Source organism: Methylorubrum sp. B1-46 (assembly GCF_021117295.1).
Taxonomy (GTDB): domain Bacteria; phylum Pseudomonadota; class Alphaproteobacteria; order Rhizobiales; family Beijerinckiaceae; genus Methylobacterium.
The window spans coordinates 2,508,257-2,525,026 of sequence record NZ_CP088247.1 but is presented as its reverse complement, the minus strand read 5'-3'; the positions used below and the strand labels follow the sequence as shown (position 1 = coordinate 2,525,026).

Genomic DNA, 16,770 nt, shown 5'->3' with positions numbered 1-16,770 from the left:
AGGGCCTTCCTTCAGATCTTGGTCAGCGTCACCGGCGCCTGCCGGGTGACCAGGGTGAACAGGCTCGCGGCGAGGCATAGGCCGGCCGTGATGATGGCGGGGATCGCCAGGGCCGCGATCCCGAGATGCATATGGGCGAAGGTCCCGACAATCGCCCCGACGAGGAGCGAGAGCCAGACCGAGCCGTCGCCGACCCAGCCCAGCCGCGGCCCCCGTCCGGCCAGCGCGAGCGCCGCCTTCTGCCCGAACGCGAACAGCGCGCCCGTAACGAAGGTGGTTCCGGCACGAAAGCCCTGGACATGGGCGAGCACCGCATTCTGTCCGCCCATGGCGAGCGCCAAGAACAGCGAGGCGACCCCGACATGGGCGTGCTCGGCCGCCAGCGCCACCGCGGCGCTCAGCGCTGCGGCCTCCAGGCCAAGCACCGTTGGCGTGATCCAGCGCGGCGGGCACAGGGCCGAAATCGCCCCGCCGGAGACCGCGCCGACGAGGAAGGCGGCGATCAGCAGCGCCGGCAGCACGGCGCCGAGCGGCTGGCCATGGCCGAGTGCGACGGCGAGCTGTGTCGTGTTCCCGCTCATGAGCGAGGTGTAGAGGCCGCCGAGCCGGATGAAGCCGAGCGCGTCCACAAAGCCGGCGAGTGCGGTGAGCACGATGCCGAAGCCGATCTGCCAGGGGCGGGTCACAGGGCGGACACGGTCGTTAAGGCGCTCTTCGCGGGGCAGGACGCGGCCTGCGACAAACTCGGCCTCGTCCGACAAGGCGTTAGGCCCATCGTCGCGCCCGATGCGGGCGAATGCAGTTCTTGCCACCTGCCGTCAAGGTTAACCGATCGGTTACCAAATGCGCGCAAATCGAAGCAATCACGGTGAACGCGGCCTCTCACGGCCCCGTTGGTCCGGCGATCCGCAAGCTCGACCGTTGTCCGAGCGCGGGTGAGTTGGAGTGCTGCCATGATCCCCTTCGCTTGCGCCCCTGCCTTCCTGCCCCCGTTCTCCCTGGCGCCGCATGCCGACACGATCCTCGTGGTCGAGGACGAGTCCTTCGTCTGCGAGCTGGCCGCCGAGGCCCTGCTCGACGAAGGCTACCGGGTGCTGACGGCGGCCGACGCGGACGAGGCGGAGGCGATCCTGTCGAGCGAGCACGTGGACCTGCTCTTCACCGATATCGATCTGGCCCGCAACACGAACGGTCTTGCGCTCGCCCACCGCGCCCGGCGCAGCCTGCCGCGTCTGCCCGTGGTCTACACTTCGGGCGGCCGCGAGGGACTCTCCGCCGCCGAGGCGGTGAACGAATCGGTGTTCATGCCCAAGCCCTACCGCGCCGCGCAGCTTGTGGCCGTGACCAACGACCTGCTGCGCCACCGCGGCTGATCCACAGCCCCTCTCCAACCGGAACGAGACGTGACCATGCGTCGCCTGATCGCCTGCGCCTTCCTGATGCTCGCCGCGATGCCGGCAGCCCGAGCCGAATGCGATGTCGAGGATACCGGGCTGGAACCGGCCATCGCGGCGAAGAAGGAGCTTCAGGAGGCCAAGAACGCGCAGATCGTGCGCGACCTGCGCACCCTGCGCGACGCGGCGATCGTGCTCGAATCCTACGGCTTCCCGGACGAGTGCAAGCGCCTCGTCGCCATCGTGAAAGGGCTGGCCGCCAAGCCGGACGACACGATCAAGCGCAGCAGCGACACCGACGAGGAGAAAGCCGAGGAGATCCAGGAATCCCGCGAGCCGAAGGCGCCGCGCGGCCGGTAATCACCGTTTCACCGGGTCCGTCCCGCCGCCCTGACGGCAGCGCGGATCGTAGCTCGACACCGCCGGATCGTCGGCATCGCCGACGGTCACGAGCGACAGCGTCGCCTCCGGGCGTTCGTAACCGTAGCTGCAGAAGCCGAAGCCGGTGCCAGAGCAGGCATCGACCTCGATGACGCCGCGCGCGATCAGTGCCGCCTCGCGGGAAGCCGGATGCTCCGGAGGCAGCCCCTTCACCGGCTTCCATCCGAGCTGCCGCAACGCCTCCCGCGCACGGGTCACCGGCTGGCCGTAGACGTTCGGGACAAGACTCCGGCCGTCGCAGAACGCTTCGATGGGTGCGAGCGGCACGATACTCAGCCCCCTCTCGCCCTCCACATGCAGATCGGCCAGGGGCTGCGGAAGCAGGTCGCCGTCCCACAGGCGGAGAGCCTCGGCGCCGAAAGGGACGACGCGGCCGATTGAGCGGGCCGCGTCCTTGCGGGTGTAGACGACCGCCCGCAACGCGTCGCCCTCGAACAGGCCGACATTGCCGGCGGCGATCTCGCAGGAGCCGCTGGTGCCCTGCGTGAAGCGGCCGGCGAAGCTGACCGCCTGAAACCGTCCGGCCCGCGCCTCGCCGGTCACCGCCCAGCCGGCCGCGGCCACCTGCCGGCCCGCATTCGAGCGCGGTGTCACGACGAACTGGGAGCAGAGATCACGCTCGCCGGCCTCGGGCGGCGCCTTCGGCAGGACCGAGAGCGGCGTGACCGAGACCGCCTTGACCGATGACGACACTGGGAGCCGCGCCGGGTCCCCCTGCGGATAGGCGGGGACCGCCGCGACACCGACGAGGAGGCCGGCGATCAGGAAAGGGGTGGTGGGACAGAGGTTCATGCACTCCCTCGGAAGCGGGACCGGCAGCAAAAGCACGGTGACCGGCGCGGGAGCGTCCGGCAAGGCGGAACCGGCGGTCCGTCAGTCGAGGCCGGTGAACCCGTCCGGAAAGGCGCCGCCCCGCGGCAGGCAACCGACCGGCACGCCGGCATGCCGCGCGATCTGCCCGGCCACCGTCTCCCGGGGGATCGGTGCGCCCTCGCTCTCGCTCACCACGATTCCAACCAGCGGGACGCCGTGCGCCCGCAGCGTCTCGACCGCGGTGAGCGCGTGGCTGATCGCCCCGAGATAGCTGCCGGAGACGAGCAGGGCCGGAATCTCCTGCCGTTTCACCCAATCGAGGCCGGTCGCGGCCTCGGTGATCGGGCTCATCAGCCCGCCGACCCCCTCGATCACCACCGTTTCGTCGTCCGCGGCCTCGGCCAAACGCGCGCCGCACCACTCGACCAGTTCGGACAGGGTGAGGCTGCGTCCCTCGCGGGCGGCGGCAAGGTCGGGCGCCAGCGGCGCGGCGAAGCGCCAGGGCGAGCAGGCCGCGACGGTCTCGGGCGTCACAGGAAGTCCCTGGGCGGCGAGCAGCCGGCCGGTGTCACTCGCAGCGAAATCGGGATGGTCGAGCGGAGGAACGCCGCTGGCGAGCGGCTTCAAGGCCCGCACCCGCCGGCTCTGCCCGCGCAACCGGCGGACGAGGGCGGCGGTGGTGTAGGTCTTGCCGATCTCGGTGCCGGCGCCGACGACGAACAGGGCGGGAAGAGGCGGCATATCGCTTGCGGTGGCTGTGAACCCGGCCTCGTCGCGGCTCCCTGGATTGCTTCGCTTCGCTCGCAATGACGCGGCGGAAGTCCATCACCGTCATTGCAAGGCGGAGCCGAAGCAATCCCGTGCGCGACGTTCACCGGACCGGGCAGGCCCATGGTCCGAGGCCGACGCCGGCCGTCTCCGCCAGCGAACCGACCGAGGGCGCGACGTCTGCCATTCAGCAACGAGGCGTCGAACGCCTCACTTCTCGACGAAGGCCTTCTCGATCACGTAGTGGGCCGCCTCGCCGTGGTTGCCCTCCTCGTAGCCCAGCCCGGTCAGCATCTCACGGGTGTCCTTGATCATCTCAGGGCTTCCGCAGAGCATGAAGCGGTCGTTCTCGATCGACATCGGCGGCAGGCCGATATCCTCGAACAGCTTGCCAGAGGTCATCAGGTCGGTGATCCGGCCGCGGTTGCGGAACGGCTCGCGCGTCACGGTCGGGTAGTAGATGAGCTGATTGGCGATCATCTCGCCCAGGAATTCGTGCTTCGGCAGGGTCTCGGTGATGGTCTCACCGTAGGCCAGCTCCTGCACCTGTCGGCAGCCATGGACCAGCACGACCTTCTCGAAGCGGTCGTAGGTCTCCGGATCCTTGATGATCGACAGGAACGGCGCGAGACCGGTGCCGGTGCCGAGCAGGTAGAGGTGCTTACCCGGCAGGAGGTTGTCGAGCACCAGCGTACCGGTCGGCTTCTTGCCGATCATGATCGGATCGCCGACCTTGAGGTGCTGCAGCTTCGAGGTGAGCGGGCCGTTGGGCACCTTGATGGAGAAGAATTCCAGCTCTTCCTCGTAATTGGCCGAGACGACCGAGTAGGCGCGCAGGAGCGGGCGGCCCTCGACCTCGATGCCGATCATCGTGAACTCGCCGTTGCGGAAGCGGAACGAGGGATCGCGCGTCGTGCGGAAGGAGAAGAGCGTGTCGGTCCAGTGATGGACGGAGAGGACGCGCTCCTCGTTGTACTTGCTCATCGGCCGCAGGTTTCCCGATTCTCGAAGCGTCGAAACCGGGCTCTTCTCGCAGTTGCAGCATCCGCGTCAAGACGCAGGGCCGCCACAGCGCACGGAATGTGGGTTTGTCTGGAACTGTTCTTGAAGCCGGCGCATGCCTGCCCCGGCCCAAGCGCAATGCAGGTCGGCCTACAGCGGCTTCAGCCCCGCCTCGATCTCCGCCCGGCGCGGTTCGAGGAAGGGCGGCAGGGCGAGCCCCTCGCCGAGCCGCTCCATCGGCTCGTCGGTGGCAAAGCCCGGCCCGTCGGTGGCGATCTCGAACAGGATGCCGTTCGGCTCGCGGAAATACAGGCTGCGAAAGTAGTAGCGATCGACGGGGCCGCTGGAGGGCACGCGCCGCTGCTTCAGGCGGTCGGCCCAAGCCTCGTAATCAGCATCCGGGATGCGGAAGGCGACGTGGTGGACCGCGCCGGCCCCCTGGCGGGCTTGCGGGCCCGAACCTTTGAGGAGCTGCACCTCCGCGGACGGACCGCCCGCGCCGGTCTCGAACACGCTCACCTCGCCCTCGGGCAGTTCGAAGGTTCTCGCGCGACGGAAGCCGAGGATCTGTGTCAGCACCGCTTCGGTGCGCTCCGGCTGGGAGACCGTGAGACGGATCGGCCCGAGCCCACGGATCTGGTGCTCGGGCGGCACGGGGCTGCCCGCCCAGGGATGAGCCTCGCCGGTGCCGCCGTCATCGACGAGGCTGAGGCGCTGGCCTTCGCCGTCCTCGAAATCGAGGGTGAGGCGGCCGTCCCGCTCGATCGCCGGATGGTGGCTCACGCCCTGGCGGCCGAAATGCTCGCGCCACCAGTCGAAGCTCGCCGCGCCGCCGACCCGCAACAGGGTGCGCGAGATGCTGTCGGTGCCGCGCTGCTCGGCCGGCGCCGGCCAATCGAAGAAAGTGATGTCGGTGCCGGGCGAGGCGCGGCCGTCGGCGTAGAACAGGTGATAGGCCGAGACGTCGTCCTGATTGACGGTCTTCTTGACGAGGCGAAGCCCCAGCACGCGGGTGTAGAAGGCGAGGTTGTCGGCCGCCTGCGCCGTGATGGCGGTGACGTGGTGGAGTCCAGTGAGCTGCATCGCTTGGGCCCTCGCGCGGGAAGCGGGTTCGAGCTCACCAGATAGGGATTTTGGGCCTGAGCCCAAGGCGCCGGTCTCGCGTCATCATTCGCCGGCACGGCAGGCCACCGATCAGGCATGAAAAAGGCCGGCAACGCGTCTCCGCGTCCCGGCCTTGTTCAACCCCGAATCGGGGAGAGACGCTTACAGCCCCGTCGGCCGCCCGGCCGCGACCACCAGCATCCGGCCATCGCCCAGTGTGCGCGCCCCGGCCCGGCGGATATCGTCCTGGGTCACGCTCGCCACAAGGTCGTTGCGGCGGGCAATGTAGTCCATGCCGAGCCCCTCGAAGGCGATCTGCACGAGCTGGTTCGCGATCTTGGTCGAGGTGTCGAAGCCCAGCGCGTAGGAACCGGTGAGGTAATCCTTGGCCTTCTGCAGCTCCTCGTCGGACGGGCCATCGGCGATGAGGCGGTGGATTTCCTCGCCGATCACGTCGAGGGCCTCGACCACGCGCTCGTTCTTGGTGGCGGTGTAGCCCCAGGTCATGGCCACGCCCCGGTGCGAGGTGAGCGAGGTGCCGACCGAGTAGGCCAGACCGCGCTTCTCACGCACTTCCTGGAACAGGCGCGAGGTGAAGGCGCCGCCGCCCAGAATGTGGTTGAGCACGTAGGCCGGGATGAAGTCGGGGTCGCGCCACGCCACGCCCGGCAGACCGAAGCGGATCACCGATTGCGGCACGTCGAGATCGACGACGATGCGCCGGCCGAGTTCGTTGATCGCGGTCGGCGGCACGGGCTTGAGCGGGCCGGCCTCGGGCAGGCTGCCGAAGGCGCGGGCGACCATGCCGGTGATCTCCGCCTCGTCGAAGGCGCCCACAGCCGCGACCTTCAGACTGCCGCGGCCGACCACGGCGCGGTGGAGCGCCACGAGGTCGTCGCGGGTGATCGCCGACAGGGTCTCGACGGTACCGGCGGAGGGGCGGCCGTAGGCGTGGCCGGGGAAGGCCTCGCGGAAGTAGCGGCGGGAGGCCAACACGCCGGGATCGTTCTGCTGGTAGCGCAGGCCGGCGATCATCTGCGCCCGCACCCGCTCGATCGCGGCGGGATCGAAGCGCGGCTCGGCGAGCGCGAGGGTGAGCAGGCGGATCGCCTCGTCCGCGTGCTTGACCAGCGTCTTGAGCGAGCCGCCGATGGAATCGGGGCCGGTATGGAAGCTCAGCTCGATCGCGCGGGCGGCGAGCGCCTCTTGGAAGGCGTCGGAATCGAGATCGCCCGCGCCCTCGTCGAGCAGGCGCGCCATCATCTGCGCGGTGCCCGCCTTGCCCTCCGCGTCCTGCGCCGCACCGCCCTCGAAGGTGAAGGAGAGCGCGATCATCGGCACCACCGGCGAGGCGACGTGCCACGCCTCGATGCCGGGGGCGGCCGCGAGCGGCAGCGCCTGGGTCGGCGTGGTCGCGGTGCGCGTGCCGGTCTCGGCGAGATTCATCGGAAGTTCCTTAAAGCGTCTTTTCACAAACGGCGCCGCCGGCCCTCCGGCGGCGCGAAGAATCGGGCGGCCTCAGGCGACCACGACGTCCGTCTCGCGGGCCTTGGTGAGGTAGCCGGTCACCGAGCGGGCGGGCACGAGGTAGCGGGCGGCCACCGCCACGAGCCGGTCGCGGCTCACCGCCTCGATCTCGGTCGGCCAAGCACGCACCTCCTCGACGGTCTCGCCGATGGCGAGCGCCGAGCCGTAGATGCGGGCGAGCGAGGACTGCGAGTCGGAGGAGTAGACCGTCTCGGCCACGAGCCGGGTCTTGGCCCGCTCGATCGCCTCCGGATCGAGCGCCTCGGGAACGCGGCGCAGCACGCGGTCGACGTGCTCCTCCAGAGCTTCCAGGCTCACACCCTCGGCCGGCACGGCGTAGACGGCAAACCGCGTGTCGTCGATGGCCGAGCCCATGTACCAGGCGCCGGCATTCACGGCGACGCCCATCTCCAAAACCAGTTTGCGGTAGAGGAACGAGGTCGCGCCGCCGCCGATCACCTCGGCGAGCAGTTCGAGGTCATGGCCCTCGCCGTCGCGGGCGGTCATGCAGGAGGGAGTGAGGTAGAGGCGCTGCAGGGTCGGCTGCTCGACCTTCGGATCGGCCACCGCGATGCGGCGCATCGCCCGCGGCTCCGGCTCGCGGGGCCGCGTCCGAAGCGGTCGCGCGCCCTGCGGCGTGACCCGGCCGTAGGTGTCCTCGGCCAGCCGCCGCACCTCGTCGGGCGTCACGTCGCCGGCCACCACCAGGATCGCGTTCTCGGGCGTGTAGAAGCGCTTGTAGTAGTCGATGGCGTGGGTGCGGTTCAGCTCCTCGATCTCGTGCATCCAGCCGATGATCGGGATGCCGTAGGGGTGATGCACGAAGAGCGAGGCCGACATCGCCTCGGAGAGCTGGGCCGAGGGATCGGTCTCGACCCGCATACGCCGCTCTTCCAGCACCACGTCGCGCTCGGGCGCCACCACGGCGTCGTCGAGAACGAGGCCGCTCATGCGGTCGGCCTCGAAGGACATCATCGTCGAGAGGTGGTCGCGGGCGACGCGCTGGAAATAGGCGGTGTAGTCGTAGCTGGTGAAGGCGTTCTCCTGGCCGCCGAGCGACGAGACCGCCCGCGAGAAGGCGCCGGCCGGATGCCGCTCGGTGCCCTTGAACATCAGGTGTTCGAGGAAGTGGGCGATGCCGGACTGGCCGATCGGATCGTCGGCCGAACCGTTGCGGTACCAGATCATGTGGGTCGCCACCGGCGCCCGATGGTCGGGCACCACGACGACGTCGAGCCCGTTGTCGAGCACGAAGGCGGAGACCTCCGGGCCGCCGGCCTCGGAGCGCCCGAACGGGGCAGCATCCACGCGGCCGGCGTGGTTCAGGCCTCGCTGCGGTCCCACGGGCGCGATGGCCTTCCGGTAGAGGTGCATCCTGCTGTCCTTTGCGGGGGCTCTTCCGCCCTCCGCGCTTCCCGTCTCAAGAATCCCGGTATTGTCCCGAGATCGTAGGCCGATGGCAAATCCCGTACCGCGCGGCGTGTCCGCGCGGTTACAATCCGTCCGAATGCTTGACGACTTCGTGGCTCCTTCCGCCGCGAACGAACCGCATCGGGAAGGGTACGCTCAGCGCCGGGACTGATCCCTGATATAGGCACGCGGATCGGCTTCGTCGCGGTCGTTGATCGGACCGCCGATGGGACCACCCTGCGGCTTGGCGACCTTCACCGGTGACTTGCGGTAGCCCGTGGGCGGATCGGTCAGCGTATCGCGGTCGGGCTCGACCAGCGAGGGTTCGGTCTTGTCGGGCGTCCCCTTGAGGAGTTCGAACGGGCTGAGCCAGGTCGAAGTGCGGGTATCGCCCTCGCCGGGAGAGTTCGCCGGCCCGGTCAGGGCGCCGGCACCGGCGCGTCGGCCGGCCTCCAGCTCGTAGACCGAGAGCGTCTCGTTGTTGTCGTTCATGCGCCCCTGGGCGCCGCGGACGATCGGCTTCTTCGCCTCGATGGCAGCCCGCTCGCGCTGGACCAGTTCAGGGTCCTTGGGCCAGGCCGGGTCGGCTTGGCGGGTGCGCGGCACGGGCAGGCCGGCGGTCAGATCTTCCTTTCCGCCGAGCTTCGGCGGCATGGCGAGCGGAGCGCGCTCGCGATAGGTGATGGCGGGGCGCTCCGGCTCGATCAGGCCGAGATTGCTCAGCGTGTCGCGCATGAACTCACCCTCGGCCCGGGCCGGGCCGGCGGCGAGGCCGGGCAACAGGGCCGCGCCCAAGGTCGCACTTAAGGCCCAGGGACGGATCGATCCGAAAGCCCGCGAGACGCTGCGCCGCCCGTTCATGTCATCTTCCCCAAGGTTTCAAGAACCGGCTCCGCCCGCTTTTCAACCGGGGCAGTCAGCCGGCGGGCAACTCGATGTGAGTCGCGGACCGAGACCTTCCGAACCGAGGTGAGCCGGGTTTCGGGCGAAGGTATGGCGCCTTGACGCAGCCGGGATGAAGTTCCCGTCAGGCCTGGGGATGCGTGCGGTCCTCCGCCACATCCGCAGGCGGGCTGCGTCCGGCCGGCCGCAGGCTGTCGAGGATCAGGCCGACGACGCCCGCGACGATGGCCGCATCCGCCACGTTGAACACGTACCAGGACCACGTCCCCGCATGCAGGTGGACGAAGTCGAACACGGCGCCGTAGGCCGCCCGGTCGATGGCGTTGCCGAGCGCACCGCCGACGATGAGACCGAGCGCCACGGCGAGCAGCCGCGAGCCGGCCCGGACCATCCATACCGACAGGCCGATCGCGGCGGCGAGCGAGATGCCGACGAGCAGCCAGCGCCCCAATCCGCCTTCCTGCTGGAACAGACCGTAGGACACGCCTCGGTTCCAGACGACGACAAAGTCCGCGAAGGGCGCCAGCCGCCAGGGCTGGGTCATCACGAGATCGGTGCCGAAATAGAGCCAGAGCTTGGAGGCCTGATCCAGGACCAAAGTCGCGATCAGGGCGGCGAGGCCGGAGCGGAAGGGGGTCACAAGGCCCCCGCACCCGGATGCGCCGCATCCCATTCCCGCAGGGCCTTCGCGTCGCGCGGCGTCACATCCGGGTAGTCGGGATCGCTGCCGATTTCGGGCGTGACCCGCCAGGAGCGGGCGCATTTCGTGCCCGCGGCACGCTCGGGCACCACCGCCACGCCCTTCACCTCGTCGAGGCGGAAGGCGTCCGTTGGGCCCTCGCCCGCGCGGACCGTGATCGCCGAGGTGATGCAGACATCGGCGAAATCGACGCCGTCGAGGGCGCCGAGCAGGTCGGGGTCCGACACGTAGACGGTCGGGGCCGCCTCCAGGCTTGCGCCGATGCGCTTGGCCGCGCGCTCGATCTCGAGCGCGCCGGTCACGACGCGGCGAACCTTGCGGATCTTCTGCCAGCGCGCGGCAAGCGCCTCGTCGCGCCACGCGGCGGGCGTTTCCGGCAGGGTCTGGAGATGGACCGAGCCGTCCTGCGACGGATAGCGGTCGAGCCACGCCTCCTCCGCCGTGAAGGCGAGGACGGGGGCGAGCCAGATCGTGACCCGGCGGAACGCCTCGTCGATGACCTGAAGCGCGGCGCGGCGGGTCACCGAGGAGATCGGATCGCAGTAGAGCGCATCCTTGCGTACGTCGAAGTAGAAGGCCGAGAGGTCGCCGGTCATGAAGCCGTTGAGCAGCGCGACGATCCGCTTGGTGTCGAAGGCCGCGTAGGCGTCGCGGATCTCGCCGTCGAGTTGCGCCAGACGATGCAGAATGAAGCGCTCCAGCTCCGGCATCTCGGCAAACGGCACGTCGTCGCCGGGCACCCGGTGGGCGAGCGAGCCGAGCATCCAGCGGAGCGAATTACGCAGCTTGCGGTAGGTCTCGGCGAAGGTTTTGACGATCTCCGGGCCGATGCGCAGATCGTCGGAATAGTCGGCCGCCGCAACCCAGAGACGGAGGATGTCGGCGCCCGATTCCTTGATGACGTTCTGCGGCGCGACGACGTTGCCGCGCGACTTCGACATCTTCTCGCCCTTGGCGTCGAGGACGAAGCCGTGGGTGAGCACCACGTCGTAGGGGGCGTGGCCACGCGTGCCGCAGGATTCGAGCAGCGAGGACTGGAACCAGCCGCGATGCTGGTCGGAGCCCTCCAGATACATCACCGTGTCAGGTCCGCCATCGACCGCGCGGCGGATGCCGGCGAGGCCGGGGAAGGCCTGTGGGTCGTCCAGCACGAAAGCGTGGGTCGAGCCGGAATCGAACCAGACGTCGAGGACGTCGGTGACCTTCTCGTAGTTCGCCGGATCGTAGTCGGGCGCCAGGAAGCGCTCCGCGGCGCCTTCCGTGAACCAGGCATCCGCGCCCTCGGCGGAAAAAGCCTCGGCGATGCGGGCATTCACCGCCTCATCGCGCAAGACCGCCCCGGTCTCCCGCTCGACGAAGACGGTGATCGGCACGCCCCAGGCGCGCTGGCGCGAGACCACCCAATCGGGCCGCCCCGCCACCATGCCGTTGATGCGGTTCTTTCCCTGTGGCGGAACCCACTGCGTCTGTTCGATGGCGTGAAGAGCGGTCTCGCGAAGAGTCCGGTTGCCCAAAGAGTCCACCGGCCGGTCCATGGCGATGAACCATTGCGGCGTGTTGCGGAACAGGACCGGCTTCTTCGAGCGCCAGGAATGCGGGTATTGATGGCGCAGAACCCCGCGGGCGACCAGGGCGCCGACTTCCGTCAGCGCGGCGATGAGCGCCTTGTTGGCATCGCCCTTCTCGCCCTTGGCGGTGAAGACGAAGCGGCCGGTGAAGCCCGGCGCCTCCGCGGTCAGCATGCCGTCGGCATCGACGGTGTAGGGGATGCGGGTGTCGATGCCGGCTTCCGTGAGGCGGCGGCCATTGGCCATCCAGACCTCGAAATCCTCGCGGCCGTGGCTCGGCGCGGTGTGGACGAAGCCGGTGCCGGCCTCGTCGGTGACGTGCTCGCCCTCCAGCATCGGCACCACGAAGCCGTAGCCGGGGTCGAAGGCATGAAGCGGATGCGACAGGGTCAGCCCGGCAAGACTCGCCGCCGGCACGTCGGCCACGCGCTCGAACGCCTCGACGCGGGCGGCCTTGAACACGCCCTCGGCGAGCGCATCGGCAAGCAGATAGGTGTCGCCGACCTTCGCCCAGTTGTCGTCCGCTGCCTGCGTGACGCGGTAGAGCCCGTAGGCGACGCGCTTGGAATAGGCGACCGCGCGGTTGGCCGGCAGGGTCCAGGGCGTGGTCGTCCAGATCACGACGCGGGCGTTGGCCAGCTCGGCCGAGGCGCCCTCCCGGATCGGGAACGCGACGAACACCGTGTCGCTGACATGCTCCTCGTACTCGACCTCGGCCTCGGCGAGCGCGGTCTTCTCCACCACCGACCACATTACCGGCTTCGAGCCGCGATAGAGCTGGCCGGAGGCGGCGAACTTCATCAGCTCCGCGGCGATGCGCGCCTCGGCCGGGTAGGCCATGGTCGAGTAGGGATGATCCCAATCGCCGGTGACGCCGAGGCGCTTGAACTCGTCTCTTTGTGTGTTCAGCCAGTCCGCCGCAAAAGCCCGGCATTGCTGGCGGAATTCCAGCACCGGCACCTCGTCCTTGTTCTTGCCCTTGGCGCGGTACTGCTCCTCGATCTTCCACTCGATCGGCAGGCCGTGGCAGTCCCAGCCCGGCACGTAATCGGCGTCGCGGCCGAGCGCGCCCTGCGAGCGGACGACAACGTCCTTCAGGATCTTGTTGAGCGCGTGGCCGATATGGATGTTGCCGTTGGCGTAGGGCGGCCCGTCATGCAGCACGAAGCGCGGGCGCCCCTTCGCGGCGGCGCGGATCCTCTCGTACAGGCCGATCTCCTTCCAGCGCTCCAGCAGAAGCGGCTCGCGGGTGGGCAGACCCGCGCGCATCGGGAAGTCGGTCTTCGGCAGGAACAGGGTCCGCGAATAGTCGCGGGCGGCCGCGGGGGCGGCATCGGTCTGGTCGCTCATGGGTTCGGCAGAATTCTCGTCGCAGGAGGACGGCGATCAGGGAAACAGGCGGAAGGCGTCACCCGGCATCCGGGGCGGCCGCCAGTGCGGCGCCTTAGTGTCTCTCACAAAACTCCCGCCGCGCTGTCCTCGCCAGAGCGAGAACGGTCGGTGACCGGGAGTTTCGTGAGTCACTCTTACGCGGAGGCCGGGCCCGTAATTCGCGTCGCGGAGGAGATGAGGCCGAACATGCAGTGCTTCTAAAGCGCTCCCCGGCCAAGGGGAAGAGCCGAGACGACGCCCCGTTTGCGGACCGGGACGATCGCGGAGCGGGAGGCCGCGCGGAGCCACACGTTTCCGGGTTCCCGCTAATCCGTCGCCAGGACTGCGACATCACAGCGCCTGCCCCTTGCATCGACCGTGCATCCTTGCCATCAGCCGCGCGCAACAGGGGCTCCGGCCGACAGCAAGGCGATGCCGGAGTGACCAAGGTGTCGTCAGTTACAAAGGCGGCTCTGACTACCGATGTGCGATTGAGCACTGAAATTAAAGAGACTAGCGTCCGCCCAAAGCCGCCCGGGCGAGGCCGCGCGACACGGTATCGGTGAGGAAACATGGCCCATTCCGCAACGCCTGATGCGGGCGCCCACGGCGCGCAGCCGGCCGCCCACGTGCCTTGGTACCGGGTGCTCTACATCCAGGTGCTGATCGCCATCGTGATCGGCGTCCTGCTCGGTTGGCTCAGCCCGGAATGGGGCAAGTCGATGAAGTGGCTCGGCGACGCCTTCATCGCGCTCATCAAGATGCTGATCGCGCCGATCATCTTCTGCACCATCGTCCACGGCATTGCCTCGATCGGCGACCTGAAGAAGGTCGGCCGCGTCGGCCTCAAAGCCCTGATCTATTTCGAGGTCGTCTCCTCCCTGGCACTTCTCATCGGCATCATCGTCGGCGAGGTGATCCAGCCGGGTGCCGGCTTCGGCGCCGACGTGTCGAAGCTCGATGCCAAGGCGGTCGAGGGCTACGCCAGCAAGGCGGCGGCCGATTCCACGATCGCTCACATCCTGGCGATCATCCCCAAGAGCTTCTTCGACGCCTTCGCCACCGGTGACCTGCTTCAGGTCCTGCTGATCTCGGTGCTCACGGGCGTCGTGCTCACCGGCATGGGCGAGAAGGGCGCCGGCATCACCCGCGGCATCGACGCGGCGGGTCAGGTGTTCTTCCGCATCATCGGCCTCGTGGTGAAGCTCGCCCCGATCGGCGCCTTCGGCGCCATGGCCTTCACGGTCGGCCAGTACGGCATCGGCAAGGTGATCGACCTCGCCTGGCTGGTCGGCACCTTCTACACTACCTCGCTGGTGTTCATCTTCGTCGTGCTCGGCGGCATCGCGGCGTTCGCCGGCTTCTCGATCATCAAGTTCCTGGCCTACATCAAGGACGAGTTGCTGATCGTGCTCGGCACCTCGTCCTCCGAGACCGTGCTGCCGCACATGATGACCAAGATGAAGCGCCTCGGCGCCTCGGATTCGGTCGTGGGCCTCGTGATCCCGACGGGCTACTCGTTCAACCTCGACGGCACCAACATCTACATGACGCTCACCACCCTGTTCCTGGCGCAGGCGGTGGGCGCCGACCTCTCGGTCGGGCAGTACGCGACGATCTTCCTCGTCGCCATGCTGACCTCGAAGGGCGCCTCGGGCGTGACCGGCGCCGGCTTCATCACGCTGGCCGCGACGCTGGCCGCCATCCCCGGCAACCCAGTGCCGGTGGCGGCCATGACCCTGGTGCTCGGCGTCGACAAGTTCATGTCGGAGTGCCGCGCGCTCACCAACCTCATCGGCAACGGCGTCGCCACCGTCGTCGTCTCCCGCTGGGAGGGCGAGCTCGACAAGACCAAGCTCGCCGAGGTGATGGCGCATCCCTTCTCGATCGGCACCGAGATCTCGGACGAGGCACCCGAAGGCCCCGGCGAGGAGCACACTCCCACGACCCCGAAGGCCGTCGCGGCGCAGTAGAGCCGCCTTGGTCTCCGATGCTTTACGGTTCGGGATCGATCTCGGCGGCACCAAGATCGCCGGGATCGTCCTCGACGCCGACGGGACGACGCGAGCAGAGTCTCGTGTTCCGACTCCGCGCGGCGACTATGAGGGGACGCTCGACGCCATCGCCGGCCTCGTTGCCGCTCTGGAGCGGCAGGCCGGAACCGCGGGGGCGAGCGTCGGCGTCGGCATGCCCGGCGCGATCTCCCGCGCTACGGGCTTGATCAAGAACGCCAACTCGGTCTGGCTGAACGGCCGGCCCTTCGCGGAGGATCTCTCCGCCCGCCTCGGCCGCCCGGTGCGGATCGAGAACGACGCCAACTGCCTCGCCGTCTCGGAAGCCGTGGACGGGGCCGGCGCGGGCGCAGCCATCGTCTGGGCGATCATCCTCGGCACCGGCGTCGGCTCGGGCATCGCCCTCCAGGGGCAGGCGCTGACCGGCCGCAACGCCATTGCCGGGGAATGGGGCCACAATCCCCTGCCCTGGCCACACGACGACGAGCGCCCCGGCCCCGCCTGCTATTGCGGCCGCCACGGCTGCCTTGAGACCTGGCTCTCCGGCCCCGGCCTTTCCGCCGATTTCTTCCGCCGCACGGGAGAAAGCCGGAGCGGCGAGGAAATCGTCGCGCGTGCCGAAGGCGGCGATGCGGCTGCCCTTGCGGCGCTGGTGCGCCACCGCGACCGGCTCGGACGCGGCATCGCCCATGTGGTCAACATCCTCGACCCGGATGTGATCGTGCTCGGCGGCGGCCTGTCGCGGGTCGAGGGCCTCGTCGCGGCGTTGCCCGACGCGATCGGGCCGCACGTCTTCACCGACGCCTTCGACACGCCGGTCCGAGCGAGTCGGCACGGCGACGCCTCGGGCGTGCGCGGCGCGGCTTGGCTCTGGGGGACGCCTTGATCGGCTGGCTCCGCCGCCTGCTCGGCTGGGATCACCCGCCGGCGTCGGCTCCGTCCACCGTGGTCTGGAGACCGCCGCAAGGGCGCGGCGAGGCGGCGATCGACACGCCGAGGCCGCCTGTGGCGGTCTGGGAGCCGAAGCCTCAGCCGCCGCAACCCCGCAGCGAGGCGGAGATCGACGCGGTCGAGGCGGCTCTCGAGAGCCTGATCGCCGCCGGCCTCCGGCTCGGTCCGCACTACGAGAAGATGGACCGGCGCGCAGTCGCGCGGTCGATGGCGGAACATCCCGAGTTCGCGGCGGGCGACGACAACGAGCCCCTGTCGCTGACGGAGCGCAGCCCGGAGACGCTCTCGATCGACATCCTGTGGAGTTACCGCGCCTTGGCGGACGGGATCGAGGACGAATTCGCCAACGCGGCGATCTTCGAAGATCACTGCTACGACGGCGCCGACGAGGACACCTATCGCGACCTGTTCGCCCGGCTGATCGCGGTCGCCGGGGTCTGGACCGGCCACGATGTCACCGTCTCCCGCGTGCCGGGGCTCGGTCCCTATGGACACGGCTTCCGCGTCGCGTTCGAGACCGAGCCGCCGATCCCGCCCCTCACCTTTCCGGCCGACAAGAACTTCGACTGGAGCCTGCTCGAACAGCTCGACGCGCACCGGCCAGCGGGTGAGACGCGGCGCTTCCGCGTCGCCGCCGATGGCGGGGCCGGGCTGGTGCTGTTCCTCGACGACGCCGAGGCTCGGGCGATCGCCCTGCGCCTCGGCTGGGGACCGGACGATCTGTGACGGCTGCCTTCAAACCAAGTGTGTGGAAGGCTCCCCGCTCCTCAGCATGAGGACCGTCGTGGATGCCGAACGGCTCCGTC

At 69.2% G+C, this 16,770-nt stretch carries 15 protein-coding genes; 5 read left to right on the top strand and 10 right to left on the bottom strand.

What is annotated here, in order from left to right; genetic code table 11:
• Nucleotides 1-11: 11 nt before the first annotated feature.
• Nucleotides 12-686, bottom strand: a complete 675-nt coding sequence (locus LPC10_RS11815; RefSeq protein WP_231346836.1) for a YoaK family protein — start codon at nucleotides 684-686, stop codon at nucleotides 12-14.
• A 267-nt stretch (nucleotides 687-953) separates the two neighbouring features.
• Between LPC10_RS11815 and LPC10_RS11810 the strand changes: the two genes are divergently transcribed.
• Both LPC10_RS11810 and LPC10_RS11805 read left to right on the top strand, forming a co-directional pair.
• Nucleotides 954-1,373 carry a response regulator gene (locus LPC10_RS11810; RefSeq protein ID WP_231346835.1) on the top strand — a complete coding sequence of 140 codons (420 nt, stop codon included), beginning with the start codon at nucleotides 954-956 and terminating at the stop codon, nucleotides 1,371-1,373.
• A gap of 36 nt (nucleotides 1,374-1,409) precedes the next feature.
• A complete protein-coding gene (locus tag LPC10_RS11805; protein ID WP_231346834.1) occupies nucleotides 1,410-1,754 on the top strand; it encodes a photosystem reaction center subunit H in 345 nt (114 codons plus the stop codon).
• Here the strand turns inward: LPC10_RS11805 and LPC10_RS11800 are convergent, their stop codons facing one another.
• From LPC10_RS11800 to ileS, 9 genes are all read right to left on the bottom strand, one after another.
• On the bottom strand, nucleotides 1,755-2,627 hold the full coding sequence (locus LPC10_RS11800) for a hypothetical protein (RefSeq protein ID WP_231346833.1): 873 nt from the start codon (nucleotides 2,625-2,627) through the stop codon (nucleotides 1,755-1,757).
• Nucleotides 2,628-2,708: 81 nt separating this feature from the next.
• Nucleotides 2,709-3,389 carry a dethiobiotin synthase gene (gene bioD, locus LPC10_RS11795; RefSeq protein ID WP_231346832.1) on the bottom strand — a complete coding sequence of 227 codons (681 nt, stop codon included), beginning with the start codon at nucleotides 3,387-3,389 and terminating at the stop codon, nucleotides 2,709-2,711.
• 237 nt (nucleotides 3,390-3,626) lie between these two features.
• Nucleotides 3,627-4,400, bottom strand: coding sequence for a ferredoxin--NADP reductase (locus LPC10_RS11790; RefSeq protein ID WP_108940231.1), 774 nt, complete (start codon nucleotides 4,398-4,400; stop codon nucleotides 3,627-3,629).
• 168 nt (nucleotides 4,401-4,568) lie between these two features.
• On the bottom strand, nucleotides 4,569-5,501 hold the full coding sequence (locus LPC10_RS11785; protein ID WP_231346831.1) for a ring-cleaving dioxygenase: 933 nt from the start codon (nucleotides 5,499-5,501) through the stop codon (nucleotides 4,569-4,571).
• Between the two features lie 183 nt (nucleotides 5,502-5,684).
• Entirely contained in the window at nucleotides 5,685-6,968 is a 1,284-nt protein-coding gene (locus tag LPC10_RS11780) for a pitrilysin family protein (protein ID WP_108940229.1), read from the bottom strand.
• Between the two features lie 72 nt (nucleotides 6,969-7,040).
• Entirely contained in the window at nucleotides 7,041-8,423 is a 1,383-nt protein-coding gene (locus LPC10_RS11775) for a pitrilysin family protein (protein WP_231346830.1), read from the bottom strand.
• A 192-nt stretch (nucleotides 8,424-8,615) separates the two neighbouring features.
• Nucleotides 8,616-9,320, bottom strand: coding sequence for a hypothetical protein (locus tag LPC10_RS11770; RefSeq protein ID WP_231346829.1), 705 nt, complete (start codon nucleotides 9,318-9,320; stop codon nucleotides 8,616-8,618).
• Nucleotides 9,321-9,486: 166 nt separating this feature from the next.
• Entirely contained in the window at nucleotides 9,487-10,002 is a 516-nt protein-coding gene (lspA, locus tag LPC10_RS11765) for a signal peptidase II (RefSeq protein ID WP_231346828.1), read from the bottom strand.
• On the bottom strand, nucleotides 9,999-12,980 hold the full coding sequence (gene ileS, locus LPC10_RS11760; RefSeq protein WP_231346827.1) for an isoleucine--tRNA ligase: 2,982 nt from the start codon (nucleotides 12,978-12,980) through the stop codon (nucleotides 9,999-10,001). The genes lspA and ileS overlap by 4 nt, the downstream gene beginning before the upstream one ends.
• A 593-nt stretch (nucleotides 12,981-13,573) precedes the next feature.
• Here ileS and LPC10_RS11755 point away from each other — a divergent pair.
• Genes LPC10_RS11755 through LPC10_RS11745 form a run of 3 tightly spaced genes read left to right on the top strand, consistent with a single transcriptional unit; the run spans nucleotide 13,574 to nucleotide 16,690 of the window.
• Entirely contained in the window at nucleotides 13,574-14,974 is a 1,401-nt protein-coding gene (locus LPC10_RS11755) for a dicarboxylate/amino acid:cation symporter (protein WP_166059358.1), read from the top strand.
• 7 nt (nucleotides 14,975-14,981) lie between these two features.
• Nucleotides 14,982-15,899 (top strand): ROK family protein, encoded by a 918-nt coding sequence (locus tag LPC10_RS11750; RefSeq protein ID WP_231346826.1) that lies wholly within the window; start codon nucleotides 14,982-14,984, stop codon nucleotides 15,897-15,899.
• Nucleotides 15,896-16,690 (top strand): hypothetical protein, encoded by a 795-nt coding sequence (locus LPC10_RS11745; RefSeq protein ID WP_231346825.1) that lies wholly within the window; start codon nucleotides 15,896-15,898, stop codon nucleotides 16,688-16,690. The genes LPC10_RS11750 and LPC10_RS11745 overlap by 4 nt, the downstream gene beginning before the upstream one ends.
• The last annotated feature ends 80 nt before the right edge of the window (nucleotides 16,691-16,770 follow it).